Origin of the sequence: Pseudoalteromonas shioyasakiensis, assembly GCF_001550135.1 — a bacterium.
Taxonomy (GTDB): domain Bacteria; phylum Pseudomonadota; class Gammaproteobacteria; order Enterobacterales; family Alteromonadaceae; genus Pseudoalteromonas; species Pseudoalteromonas shioyasakiensis.
This window is the reverse complement of record NZ_LRUE01000023.1, coordinates 95,207-109,106: the sequence shown is the minus strand read 5'-3', so window position 1 is coordinate 109,106 and position 13,900 is coordinate 95,207. Positions and strand designations below refer to the sequence as shown.

The window sequence follows — 13,900 nt, the reverse complement described above, 5'->3', positions numbered from 1 at the left end:
GTTATGATTTATATCAATAAAATAGCACTAAAGTTTTGCTTTTTAACGAAAATTTACAAATAAAGTTGCTTTCAACTTGTTGATTTAAAAATAACCAATATAATAATGTAATTGGGAATGGACTTTTATCGGTTTTGAAGTCAGTAGATTAGGCTGAATCGACTTTCACCTAATCATAACAAAGCGATCTAAAGGCATTGTTACGCAAAGTTATTTAGATAACCTATTATTTGGGTAATTGACTGAAATTACTCGGCAAGATTTTTGTTCTGTACCGAGTTCGTTAAGTTTTGATTAACTATTAGTCGACTACTCTGTTTAAACTGATTGAGCTGGTTTGACTTAGCTACAATTTTAATTGTGAAAATGGGAAGGAAACAATGAAATTAAAATCACTTACTATTGCTTTAGCACTTGCTGCAACTAGTGCTTCAAGCTTCGCTGCCGAAAAGCAAGGTTTCTACATCGGCGCATTTGGCGACTACTATGATAATTCTTGGGAAAATGTCCGCGACTACACTCCAGGTGGCCTTGATGTTGATGACTCTACAGGTTGGGGTTTAGAGCTAGGTTACCGTTTTAGTGATTACTGGAGCGCTCGTTTAGAATATGCTGACATGGACTTCGATTGGAAAGCTGATCTAAATGACGGTACTTCTGTTAGCGGTACTGAAAGTGGCAAACGTTACGGTATTGACGCTTTATATCACTTAGGTGGTGGTCCATTCTACGGTATTTTCGGTCTAAAAAATCTTGATGCGGTTGACGAAGATCTAATGTTCGCAAACGTAGGTGCTGGTTACCAACACTACTTCACAGATAACTTCGCGTTTAACGCTGAAACATCTTTATACCAAGGTCTTGACCGTGGTTACACAGATGTTGGCGCTAAATTAGGCCTAAGCTATATCTTTGGTGCGCAAAGCTCAGCTTCTGAGCCAGTTGAACCTGCTCCAACAGTTGTTCCTGTTGCGGTTGAGCCAGTTGATAGCGATGGCGATAACATTCCTGATGCTGATGACCAATGTGCAAACACGCCAATGACTGACGCTGTTGATGGTACTGGCTGTACATTATATGAAGATCGTGAAGTAACTAAGAGCTTACTAATCACGTTCCCTAACAACACGTCTAAAGTATCTCAACAATACTTAGATGACATTGACCGCGCTGCTAAGTTCTTAAAAGAGCACCCAGGTACTGACGTAGTACTTGAAGGTCACACTTCATCAGTAGGTAAAGCTGACTACAACAAGTGGTTATCTAAGAAACGTGCTGATGCTGTTGCTAAGAAACTAATCGAAGACGGTATTGACCCAATGCGTCTTACTACTGTTGGTTTAGGTGAAGAGCGCCTTAAAAACCCAGCAAATACGCCAGAAGCTCATGCTGAAAACCGTCGTGTTGAAGCGAAAGTAACTGTAATTGAGCGTGTAAAAGTAGAGCGTTAATCTAACCCTTTACGCAAATTTGAAAACCCAGCCTAGTGCTGGGTTTTTTCATTTCTAACACCTATAAAGTAAGTAGATAGGAATGATTCTTAATAAATATTCATTTGAATAGCGTTTTTTTCTAGTACTATTCATGGTATTTATAGTGAATATTAAACTCCTTACTTACAGCATGGATTTTCATCTATACTTAAAAGCTTTATAATTAACCGTCAGAATACTATAAGTACTGGGTCTTAATTGGTATTTAGCTTAATACTACCGAGTACTTTCACGTCACCAAGAGGGCAATATTGTGCTACAAGAATATCGTAAACACGTAGAAGAACGTGCCGCGTTAGGTATCGTACCAGCGCCATTAGATGCTCAGCAAACGGCTGATCTTATTGAATTAATCAAAAACCCACCGGCAGGCGAAGAAGAGTTTATTGTTGATCTTCTAGTTAACCGCGTACCACCGGGTGTTGATGATGCTGCTTACATCAAAGCAGGTTTCTTAGCTGCAGTTGCAAAAGGTGAAGCGAGCTCTCCACTTGTATCAAAAGAAAAAGCAGCTGAGCTACTTGGTACTATGCTAGGTGGTTACAACATCGCACCTATGATTGATCTTCTAGATGACGAAGCGTTAGCGCCGATCGTTGTTAAAGGTTTATCAAACACATTATTAATGTTCGATGCTTTCTATGATGTAGAAGAAAAAGCGAAAGCAGGTAACGAATTTGCTAAGCAAGTAATCGAATCTTGGGCAAATGCAGAATGGTTTGTAAACAAGCCTGCAGTTGCTGAAAAAATCTCAGTTACCGTATTCAAAGTAACTGGCGAAACAAATACAGATGACCTTTCTCCTGCACCAGATGCATGGTCTCGCCCTGATATTCCACTGCACGCTTTAGCAATGCTGAAGAACGAACGTGATGGTATCAATCCTGAAAAACCAGGTGAAGTTGGTCCAATCTCACAACTAGAAGAGCTTAAAACGAAAGGTTTACCTCTTGCATACGTTGGTGATGTAGTTGGTACGGGTTCTTCTCGTAAATCTGCAACTAACTCAGTACTTTGGTTCATGGGTGATGATATTCCTCACGTACCAAACAAACGCGTTGGTGGTGTATGTTTAGGCGGTAAAATCGCTCCTATCTTCTTCAACACAATGGAAGACTCTGGTGCATTACCAATCGAACTTCCTGTTGATGAGCTAAACATGGGTGACCAAATCGATATCTTCCCATACGAAGGTGTTGTTAAGCGTCACGGTACTGATGAAGTAATCTCTACTTTCTCTCTTAAATCAGACGTAATTCTTGATGAAGTGCGTGCTGGTGGTCGTATTCCACTAATCATCGGTCGTGGTTTAACTGATAAAGCGCGTGCATCACTAGGTATGGAAGCTGAAGATATCTTCCGCAAGCCTGCTCTTGTAACAGATTCTGGTAAAGGCTTCACATTAGCTCAGAAGATGGTTGGTAAAGCATGTAACATGCCTGGCGTACGTCCTGGCCAATACTGTGAGCCGAAAATGACAACTGTTGGTTCTCAAGATACAACAGGTCCTATGACGCGTGACGAACTTAAAGATCTAGCATGTTTAGGCTTCTCTGCAGATTTAACAATGCAGTCTTTCTGTCATACATCAGCTTATCCTAAGCCAATCGACGTAAACACTCACCACACACTTCCTGATTTCATCATGAATCGTGGCGGTGTATCACTTCGTCCAGGTGACGGTGTAATCCACTCATGGTTAAACCGTATGTTATTACCAGATACAGTAGGTACTGGTGGTGACTCGCATACTCGTTTCCCTCTAGGTATTTCATTCCCAGCGGGTTCAGGTGCGGTAGCATTCGCAGCAGCAACTGGTGTAATGCCTCTTGATATGCCTGAGTCAATCTTAGTACGTTTCAAAGGTGAAATGCAGCCAGGTATCACATTACGTGATCTAGTACATGCTATCCCTTACTACGGTATTAAAGAAGGTCTTCTTACTGTTGAGAAGAAAGGTAAGATCAACGAATTCTCTGGTCGTGTACTAGAAATCGAAGGTGTTGAGCACCTAACAGTTGAGCAAGCTTTCGAGCTTTCTGATGCGTCAGCTGAGCGTTCAGCGGCAGGTTGTACAGTTAAACTTTCTAAAGAGTCTATCGCTGAATACCTAGAGTCAAACATCGTAATGCTTAAATGGATGATCTCTGAAGGTTACGGTGATGTTCGTACTATTGAGCGTCGTATCAATGCAATGCAAGAGTGGTTAGCTAACCCTGAACTTATGGAAGCTGATGCTGATGCAGAGTACAAACACGTACTTGAAATCGACCTAGCTGATATCAAAGAGCCAATCCTTTGTGCTCCAAATGACCCAGATGATGCACGTCTTCTTTCTGACGTAACAGGCGAGAAAATCGATGAAGTATTCATCGGTTCTTGTATGACTAACATCGGTCACTTCCGTGCTGCAGGTAAACTACTAGATGGTTTCAGTGGTCGTATCCCAACTCAACTTTGGGTTGCACCACCAACGAAGATGGATAAAGACCAGCTTACTGATGAAGGTTACTACGGTATCTTTGGTCGCGTAGGTGCACGTATCGAAACTCCAGGGTGTTCACTATGTATGGGTAACCAAGCACGTGTTGCTGATAAAGCAACTGTTGTTTCTACCTCTACGCGTAACTTCCCTAACCGTCTAGGTACTGGCGCTAACGTATTCTTAGCATCAGCAGAGCTTGCAGCAGTAGCGGCAATCTTAGGTAAATTACCTACACCTGCTGAGTACCAAGAGTATGCAGATAAGATCAATGCAACTGCAGCTGATACTTATCGTTACCTGAACTTCCACCGTATGCCTCAATACACTAAAAAGGCAGACCAAGTGATCGTTCAGCAAGCTGTATAATTAGTAATAATTAAATTTACTAGTATAAAAGCCCGCACCTAGCGGGCTTTTTTATTAAGTTTTTGTTCAGTTTGGTTTGTAAAATTAATACATTTGTCTACACTGATTATTGTTAAAAGTTAACAGTTGTAACTTTGTGTTTAATGTTGTAACCAAGGAAGGCGGGCATCATTTCTTGGCTGCATAGATTTTGCAAATCAAGGAATTGAACAATGAAAGCACTTCTTCTTTTACTCCCCCTCAGTGGTTCGGCTCTTGCTGTTAACCCCTCTTTTAGTGAAGTCCGACTCGGTTTTGAAACGATTAGCTATAGTGAAACTCTTAATGATGTAGCAGGGTTTGGCAAGTTGAGCCAGTCAATTGATGTGACCAATCCCGCAATACGACAGATATCATACACAGGGATTGATGATGATTGGGGATTCTATATTGAAAGTGCTGCAACAATTTCTACTGAAATTGAAACTGAAACTTGGCATTTGGCAGAGTTTGGCGATATTCAAGAAAATGCATTTAAAACAAAAGCGAATGAGATCGGTTTTAAAGGTGCTTATAATTTTTCAAAAGCCATACAGTTTACTTTAGGCACTAAGTTTTTTACTTCTAGTTTTACACGCTCAAATTTTGCTTTTGTGCAACCAGGTGCGGCTGCATTTGATGAGGCACTGATTGCTATCTCAGATGATCCAGATAACCCCGCTCGTTTTACCTTACCGGGTATGAATAACGCGAACAATGTGGGCGACCAACAAGATTATAACTCCCAGCTACGCCCCGTGGTCTCTGTGTCAGAAGATCAAATGGGTATATTGCTTACTTTAGGTGCCCGTTACGATAGTCGTTTAAAAGACAGTTTTAATAAGTACAGCTGGTATGCAGAAGCTGAATTGAGTACACCCATGTACTCTGAAATTCAAAATACTCAATTTGAAACAACTACATTAACCGACAGTTTTAATGGCTGGGGTGTGTTAGGACGAGTCGGGCTACGTTATCAAATAATGTCACATATTGCGTTAATGGGCGGTATTGATGCGCAATACAAATCTCGCGATATAGTGACTAAGAATCTTGAAAATGGTCAACGTCTGCGCGTACCTGAAGTCGAATATAGTAATGTGTCTTTTGCAGTTGGTTTGCAGTGGAGCTATTAATGAACAAGTTCGCCATAATTAGCTCATTACTTTTATTCTCTTTATCAGGGTGTAAAACCATTGATTCTGTTCAGCAAGATTTAGGTTCTCTTGCGAGTAGTATTACAGGAGAAGAACAGGCGACCCCCGAACAAATACAGGCAGCCTATGAAAAAGCCCAAAGTGTTTTCCAAGAAGCACTTACAGCTTATAACCAAATAGATACGGAGAACTTAGCGCAATTTGATGAGGAGCGTGTAGCTAAGGCTCGTAAAGTTTGGGCGGTGCTTGAGCCTGAGTTTAATGAACTGCGTTTAGCTCCTGAACATGCTTTAAAAAGTGCGTCACTGTTCTCATCTGACACGGTTGCAGATGAAGTCATGTCTCAAAGTCAGGAGGTCATTTCCTTGGTTACTGAAGCGCAGCTTGCCAAGCAAAGGATCACATCGGTTTTACAGCCAATTAGAGATGAGTTTGCCATTTTAGATCAATTGGATGCTGAAACATCTTATGAAAAGCGTTATCGAGAGCTCGATAAGCAACATCAACAATTAAAGGAGATGCTCATTGACGGGCAAGAGCAGCAAGTTGCTGAGTATGTACCTAAGCTATTAGAGCAACTCATTGATTTAGAAAAAGACGCCGTTGTACAGTTTTATTTCTCTCAGTATATCGAAAAAATTTATGGGCTAGCTAACTCAAAAAAAGTCGATATATTTCCGACAGTTTATCAGGACGTTCGAAAACAATTAGAGCAAGGTGAAACATTTAGTAAAGCTAACTATCGTGAGTACGAGCAAATTAAACAACAAGCTGCTTTATTGTCATTACAAATCGATCGTATTAATAGTCTCTATGCTGAGTACTTAGCCCAAAAATCGGCTATTGATAAAGACACTGTTGAAGCGCACATGCTGAGTCTAGAAAGTGAAATTTATGCATTGACCATGGCTGCTGGTTTGGGTGATCTGAGAGGCCTCTCTTTTCAGGAACAGCTTCAACAAGTAAGAAAAGCAATTAATTGAGTAAACCAAGAGCCACAGTTCGCTGTGGCTTTTTATCAACGTTAAGGGATTTAGCGTTTATATGGCTAAGAATTTCCCTGCTATAAGTGAATATAATGGAGTATGTATGTTAATTCATAAGCGGCTGTTGGCTGCAGTTATTGGTACCTTATTTTTAGTTGGGTGTGGGGGAGGTGGAGGTAGTGACTCTGAAACTAAACCAGATCCTGTAGACCCCGTTAATCAAAGTCCAACAGTTACTATTAGTGCCGAATCAGAAGGTGCAGAGCAGACTTCTTTTAAATTAAGTGCCGCTGCCACAGATAGTGACGGTAGCATTGCCTCTTACAGTTGGACATCTGATGCTAGTTTTGACTTTGTACAAAGTGATGGATTAACGAGTGCTGAAGCTACTTTTCAAACACCTGATATAGACGCTGATACAACGGTTAATTTCACTGTCACTGTAACCGATAACGACGGGGCAACAGCTTCAGCAAAGCATAGCGTTATATTTAAACGAAATGTTTCAACAGTGACAATTACCGGGATAGTAACGGATCAGCCAATTGCTAATGCAGAGTTAGAGATTAATGTTGGTAGTGACGTCTTTTCGGTCAATGCAGATCAAACCGGTCGCTATACGATAGAGCTTGTTGTGGACGAATCTGCAAGTGATAAGCTTGTGCTGGTTAAAGCAAAAGGTCTTGATAGCACCAACCCTGGGGTTGTTTTTGTTTCACAGCTAAGCTCAATTCAAGCGTTATTGGAACAGGCTGGTGAGGATAATACGCTTGATAGTGAAGACAACTTTGGCGTCAACATCACGAATGTAACGACCGCAGAATATGCGCTTTTAACACGTAATAATGAAGAACCTCAATCAGTCGAAGAGCTAAACGCAGCACTGCTAAATGTTGATGCTGACGAAAAGATCTTATTGGCAACTCTCATCAAAATCATCGTGGATAATGCAGATTATGTTCTCCCTGAAGGCGTCGAGAGCACACTCGATCTTGTCAGTGACGAAGATATCGCTAAGAATTTTGAAGATGAAGTAAATGAGAAAGATCCAGATCTCATTGAAGAGACGAAAGAAGAAATTAAAAAAGATGAAAACTTAGTTTCTGATAGCGATGAGCCTATTGTCGGTGATTTTATAGTTAACTCACCTCGTTATTATAACAATGATGCATATCACCTTGTTCTGGCAAGTGACGGTACGGGTGAACTTAATGCAAATACAAGCTCAACACTGACAATGAGTAAAGAATCAGGGGTGTATACCTTAGCACTAGCAAATAGTGTAGTGACTTACACTGATGAATATAACGATGGCAATGAATCTTATATTGGGCAAACAAAATTAACAGATATTAGTTTTCAAGTTTTAGCAGAAAATGAGGTTTTCAGAACGATTGAAGTGACTCAAACCACACAAAGAACATTGGACTACCAAAATGGTAGTGAACCCGTTGTGGAACCTTCAATTACTCGAACCTATACAACTAACCTGATTGATAAAGCTAAAACAATAGCACTAAATACTACAGAGTTAACCGAAAACACATGGGTTTTAGACCTAAGAGACAATGATTATGATTCTGCGTCATCTGATGATGAACCTGAAACTTTGCGCTTTTATGCCGATGGTACAGGGGATGTAACGGGTGAGAGTACTGAGGTATTTAGTTGGGAGCTCAATGATACTAAGTTATCTATTAGTTATGATGAAAACGGTGAAACTGGGTTAATTGAGTTCTGGTTTACAAAAGCTCTCTCTGCGGGCTACCAAGTGGTTGCATTAGACACTAGTTTTGATGAGCCAAGTAATACATTAACAGGCTTAATGGTTAAAAAAGCGAATGTGACAACAACCGATGAGGATATTATTGGTCGTTGGCATGGTTTTGTTGGTACGTCTCAATCTTATGATTTGAATATTTATCCTGATGGTAGTGTCGCTATTGGTTTAGGTAATTCAAGTTTCCAAGGTCATATTGAAGATGGCAACTTCTCTAGAAAACGTTTTTATTCAGAAACATATGGTCTTGTTTCAAGTTGTGATGGCTTTGCTGATGACTGTTACCTTGAAAGTGAAATGCAACATGAATTCATTAATATCGTTGGTAGCACCTACTACATAATTAGAACGCTAACTTATTACACTATGGCTGGTGAGGCATATGATGAAGTTAAATCGGTATTCATTTATGAATATAGTAAAGACTTGTCATACTCAGCTTTTACTGAAGAGCTATTAGATGGTGCGATTTCTCTTTACAAAGATGATAGCTCTACAGATGCTATTTACATTCAATACAATGATTTAGGCGAAGTAGGGTATGTTGTCCGTTTTGATGGTGTTGAGCATATAGCAACGTTCAATGATGGCGTATTAAGCTATCAAGTTGATGGCAATACGTGGTTTGTTGAGCTGGTTTCTGCGGATGAAAATGCTGTTACTATTTGCCGATATCAGCAAGGAAGCAGTTGTTCAGCTGATACGCAGATTAGCTACTTACCTAAGCGCCCTAAAGTAACGTTAACAGTAAACCCATCTCAGAATGGTAGTCTCTCACCTAGCAGTCAAACTTCGTATTGGTACCAATACGCGTCTTTCGTAATTAGCCCAGATGAAGGGTATGTTGTTGACGAAATTACAGGATGCGAAGGATATATTGAAGGAGATTATTACCTTGTCTATACCACAGGTGCTGATTGCGAAATTACAGCAACATTTAAACCTGCATTATTAGCCGCTGGCGAGTATATTCTAAATAATAGTGATTTATATAATGCACCAGCCTTGGGCTTATTACTAAATGCGGATAACACTGGCGCTGTAACTCTCAACGGTAGTTCAAATATCAACTGGTATGAAGTTGATGATCACATTGAGTTATCACCTATCGATAGTATTGTCGTGGAAGAATATACCTCTTTCCCTGATGGCATGACTGAGGTTCAGTATCGCACGGAGATTAGTTACGCTGAATTAATGCCAATGGCAGAAAAAGGGCTTAATTGGCATTGGCTAACAGTTGAATATAGCTATTATGAGAATGACGTTTTAGTGAATACCAGCACTGAAAGTTCCAATGTTTATGCATTTTCTGATGGCGATGAAATTGCCGTTGTTAGTGATGATGTCGTAGGGCAATGGGCTGTAAGCGCTGAACAAGGAGGAGTGCTATTAAATATGCAGATCAATGCTGATGGAACAGGCTCTTACATAGATATTTTGAGTGATGAGCAAGATACGTTTAGTTGGCAGATCATTGATAGCAATTTAGTACTTAATCACAGCAGTGATAATTCAACAGATACACTCTATTTTACTAAAAACATCAACGTTGGTTACCAATTTTTAGATAAGGGTAATGATAACGAGGGGGACTATGTTGATGCAGGCATGTTTGTTAAACGTAATGAAGTAGCCATTAATGCAAGTAATTTTTCTGGTCGTCATCAATTTAGAGAGGGTCATGATATTGATTCGCATTGGGCTGAAATCCAAATTTATGACGATGGTGAAATCTTCTTTACCTTTGGAACAAGTTCATATCAAGGAAGCTTTATTAATAACCGCTATATTAGAAGGCTTTATGTAGATACTAGCTCAGGAAGTTGGGAAACAACTGATTTCTGTGATACTAGCTTGGATACATGTTTCCTTTATGGTGAGTTTGTTTACAAGCTAATTGCTATTGATGAAGCCCGTTATTTTGTCGAGCGTACTGTGGCGTTTGATGATAATGGTACTGGGATGCTAGAAAAATCATCTGCACATCTATATGTACATGATTATGCTAGTTCAACAGCAGTTGATAAATTCTACGACTACGACTTATATAGCTTCACTTTATATGAGAGCGATGGCACAACATGGTCATTAAGTGAGCAGGATTATAATGAAGATAGTCAGTCTTATGAATACTCACTGACGATTGGAGATCAAAGTATCACGGGGGTTCAATTGGTTGATGGTAAATTGTCATTTATTGAAAATGGCCAAGACACGCTGCTTGAGCTTATCAGTAACAATCGCACCGAACTCGTTTTCTGTAAGTATTTAGCAGGCAATAGTTGTCAGTCACAAGATCAAGTTTCCCTTTCTATGAGCAATTAAACTTGTCGTAAATTGTGCAACCTAAAACAGCCACATTTGTGGCTGTTTTTATTTTTTAGATTAAATATTCTAAAAAATGTCTATAACGATCTTAAAATTATCCAATATATCTTGCTGGTTTACATAAAAACGCAAATATTCCCAGCTAATTGGATTAAAATCCTCGCCAATATTCTCAACGTATTAAGGCGAGATCGAAATGACTACATTAAACAACCAGAACCTTCTACAACTTCGTTTTGTAAGCCAAGCGCACATTGACGCAGTTAAGCCTTCTTTTGCTAACCTACCTGCTAACCCATACGCAGATGGTGAATTTCGTAAGCGTCGTTATTCAGTAATCAAAGTTGTTGATGGTGAATTAAAACTACAACCAACAAAAGCATTCGTGCAAGATGACTCAATCAATACCTTCCAAGGTAATGTTGAGCGTACCTATGAAAATCTAGAAGATAGCTTATTAGCGACTGATGGTATGAAGCAAATCGTGAATCAGTTCCGCGATATGACGGGTATCAGCGATGATCGCGTTATTGAAATTCACCAATTCAGAATGCTTGCGATCGACAGTGACACACCCGCTGCGCCAGAAGGTGTTCACCAAGATGGTTTTGATCACGTATGCGTATGTGGTGTATCACACGAAAATCTAGAGGGTGGTGAGCTGCTTGTTTATGAACACCAACAAGCTGAGCCATGTTTCAAAATGGAAATTAAAGACGGCATGTTCGCACTGATTAATGACCGTGAAGTATGGCACAACGCTACACCAATGAATAAATTAGATGCAAGCAAAGAAGGTTACCTTGATTGCTTCGTACTAACTGCGTAAGGGTAAATCATGAACTTAACGCAATTACGTCGCCAGTTCCCTGCACTTATGCAACAAGTTGCAGGTCAGTCACCGATTTTCCTTGATGGTCCGGGTGGCTCGCAAGTACCACAGTCAGTGCTAAGCGCTATGAGTGCATATTTGGGTTACTTCAACTCAAACTTAGGCGGCGCATTTTTCTCAAGTGATAAAACGGTAGAGTTAATGGCAAATGCGCGCCAAGCTGCAGCCGATTTATTAAATGCGCCATCTAAAGAGCAAATCGTGTTTGGTGCAAACATGACAAGCTTAACGTTTAGCTTTAGCCGTGCCATCTCGCGTGATTGGACTGCTGATGATGAAATTATCGTCACCAATGCCGATCACTTCTCAAACGTATCATCTTGGCAGCAAGCTGCTGAAGATAAAGGCGCGACAGTAAAAACTACCCTTATCAACGAAGCTGATTGCAGCCTAGATATGGCACACTTTGAAAGCCTTTTATCTAGCAAAACAAAGCTTGTTGCAGTGACGTATGCATCAAACACCACAGGTTCAATTAATGACATTAAACGCATCGTTGAGCTTGCACATGCTGTTGGTGCGCTAGTTTATGTTGATGCCGTACATTACGCACCTCATGAACTTGTAGATGTACAAGCACTTGATTGTGACTTCTTAGCCTGCTCTGCATATAAGTTCTTTGGTCCTCATCTTGGTATCGTCTATGGTAAACGTGAGCACCTTGAAGGTTTCACACCATATAAAGTTGAACCTGCAAAAGATGTTGCGCCAGGTCGCTGGGAAACGGGTACACAAAGCTTTGAAGCGCTAGCTGGATTAATTGCTGCTGTTGATTACATTGCTGCAATTAGTGAGCTAGATGATAGTCATTCACGCCGAGAAAAACTCGCGGCTGCATTTGCTATGACTAAACAGCACGAAATGACATTAAGTAAGCACTTTTTATCTCGTTTAGCAGATTACCCACGCATCAAGTTATTTGGTATTGATGATCTAGAGCGTATAGCTTATCGCACACCGACTTTTGCTTTAACTTTTGAAGGCATCGAGCCACGTGTTGTGTCTGAATTTTTAGGTAAGCAACATATTTGTGTGTGGGATGGTAACTTCTACGCCCAAGGCTTATGTAAGCAGCTAGGTGTATTAGAATCAGGCGGCGTAGTACGCATTGGTTGTATGCATTACAACACAATTGAAGAGCTTGATAAGGTTTTTGATTTATTTGATCAATTACTAGCAGATTAAAGCTGAGCTTTAATTAAGCTATAAGCAGCCCGAGTGGGCTGCTTATTACCGCTAGGATTGTGGTTGGCCATAAATTTGTTCCGCGCGGTTGAATAAGACCCACGAGGTTAAAATATACTTATCATTTGAAATTGGCTTATTACCACGGTGCGTGTGGGTAAAATAGCCCGGTGCTACGACCATAGAACCCTGTTTAGGCGATATTTTTCGTTGTTGATAGTAAAACTCTGTTTCGCCACCTTCTTCTACATCATTTAAATAAAACATAAATAACAGCACGCGGTGCAGTGCCTCGTTGTGGCCTGCTTGCGGATATACCTCGCTATGCCAATAAGGGTAACCACCTTTATTGATATCGTATTTCTGTGCTTGAATTGGACCCATGCGGAAAATTTGCTGCACGAGTAATGGCAATTGTGGTTTGCCGACTTCTTCAAAGTTATCCTGTGTTAAGTCAACAGGTTTGCCCGTTTGCGGATGGTAAACCTTTAAACCAAAGGCACCAATCATCATAAAAATATGCTCTTCAAGGTATTTGAAGACGTAACCCGCAGTCGTTTGTTGAATATGCTTTAGTTGCTCAGCGTATTCGGGGTGGTTATTAAGGTATAAATCGCGGCTGTCTTTTTTCGCTAAATCTACTCCGCCTGAGGTAATGCCTTGTTTTAAATGCGGGCTTTGTTCAAATACCGTGATAAAGTTGTCGCAAAATTCTTTGCTGAGGGCGTTTTCGTATACGCGAATAAAGTCCGTCATGAGCTACCTTTAGTTTATATTTTTTATAGGGTTACTATGTTTACTGAAACTATCACACCACGCTTTAGCGAAACAGATGTGCTAGGGCACATCAACAATACCGTACTCCCTGTATGGTTTGAAGCCGCCCGAGCGCCTATTTTCAGGTTTTTTACGCCCGATTTAAACCCTTATGAGTGGAAACTGATCATTGCTAAGGTTGAAGTAAGCTTTGTGGGTGAGTTGTTTTATGGTCACGATGTCACAGTGAAAACCAGTGTTGAGCACATCGGCTCTAGTTCATTTGTACTGCGCCAAGAGGCTTGGCAGCAAGATAACTGCTGTGCCGTTGGTAAAACTGTACTAGTACGTTATGACTTTGCCAATAAATGTTCGCAAAAACTTAATGAGCAAGAAAGGGCTGACCTTACAGCGCATTTAATCGCTGAGTAATACCCCATTTTTTGCCGAC

9 protein-coding genes are annotated in these 13,900 nt (G+C 40.4%); 8 read left to right on the top strand and 1 reads right to left on the bottom strand.

The genetic code is table 11. The features are described from left to right. The first annotated feature begins 380 nt into the window (after nucleotides 1-380). The 7 genes from PASHI_RS18665 to PASHI_RS18635 all read left to right on the top strand — a co-directional run bounded on the left by PASHI_RS18665 (nucleotide 381) and on the right by PASHI_RS18635 (nucleotide 12,693). Complete coding sequence (locus tag PASHI_RS18665) at nucleotides 381-1,451, top strand: OmpA family protein (protein WP_054563468.1); 1,071 nt, start codon at nucleotides 381-383, stop codon at nucleotides 1,449-1,451. Nucleotides 1,452-1,746: 295 nt separating this feature from the next. Then, nucleotides 1,747-4,344: a bifunctional aconitate hydratase 2/2-methylisocitrate dehydratase gene (gene acnB / locus PASHI_RS18660; protein WP_062566654.1), complete on the top strand. Its 2,598-nt coding sequence runs from the start codon at nucleotides 1,747-1,749 to the stop codon at nucleotides 4,342-4,344. 212 nt (nucleotides 4,345-4,556) lie between these two features. Continuing rightward, nucleotides 4,557-5,498, top strand: a complete 942-nt coding sequence (locus PASHI_RS18655) for a hypothetical protein (RefSeq protein ID WP_054563470.1) — start codon at nucleotides 4,557-4,559, stop codon at nucleotides 5,496-5,498. Then, nucleotides 5,498-6,502 carry a hypothetical protein gene (locus PASHI_RS18650; RefSeq protein WP_055020885.1) on the top strand — a complete coding sequence of 335 codons (1,005 nt, stop codon included), beginning with the start codon at nucleotides 5,498-5,500 and terminating at the stop codon, nucleotides 6,500-6,502. Before PASHI_RS18655 ends, PASHI_RS18650 begins: the two co-directional genes overlap by 1 nt. Before the next feature lie 106 nt (nucleotides 6,503-6,608). Further along, the gene (locus PASHI_RS18645) at nucleotides 6,609-10,613 is read left to right on the top strand and encodes a PKD domain-containing protein (protein ID WP_062566653.1); all 4,005 of its coding nucleotides are present in this window, start codon (nucleotides 6,609-6,611) and stop codon (nucleotides 10,611-10,613) included. A gap of 199 nt (nucleotides 10,614-10,812) precedes the next feature. Continuing rightward, nucleotides 10,813-11,445: a 2OG-Fe dioxygenase family protein gene (locus PASHI_RS18640; RefSeq protein WP_054552412.1), complete on the top strand. Its 633-nt coding sequence runs from the start codon at nucleotides 10,813-10,815 to the stop codon at nucleotides 11,443-11,445. A 9-nt stretch (nucleotides 11,446-11,454) separates the two neighbouring features. Further along, a complete protein-coding gene (locus PASHI_RS18635; RefSeq protein ID WP_062566652.1) occupies nucleotides 11,455-12,693 on the top strand; it encodes a cysteine desulfurase-like protein in 1,239 nt (412 codons plus the stop codon). Between the two features lie 51 nt (nucleotides 12,694-12,744). On the opposite strand, the gene PASHI_RS18630 is transcribed toward PASHI_RS18635, so the two are convergent. Beyond that, the gene (locus PASHI_RS18630; RefSeq protein ID WP_054563475.1) at nucleotides 12,745-13,449 is read right to left on the bottom strand and encodes a 2OG-Fe(II) oxygenase; all 705 of its coding nucleotides are present in this window, start codon (nucleotides 13,447-13,449) and stop codon (nucleotides 12,745-12,747) included. Nucleotides 13,450-13,485: 36 nt separating this feature from the next. On the opposite strand from PASHI_RS18630, the gene PASHI_RS18625 reads away from it, so the two are divergent. Then, nucleotides 13,486-13,881: an acyl-CoA thioesterase gene (locus PASHI_RS18625; RefSeq protein ID WP_054563476.1), complete on the top strand. Its 396-nt coding sequence runs from the start codon at nucleotides 13,486-13,488 to the stop codon at nucleotides 13,879-13,881. The last annotated feature ends 19 nt before the right edge of the window (nucleotides 13,882-13,900 follow it).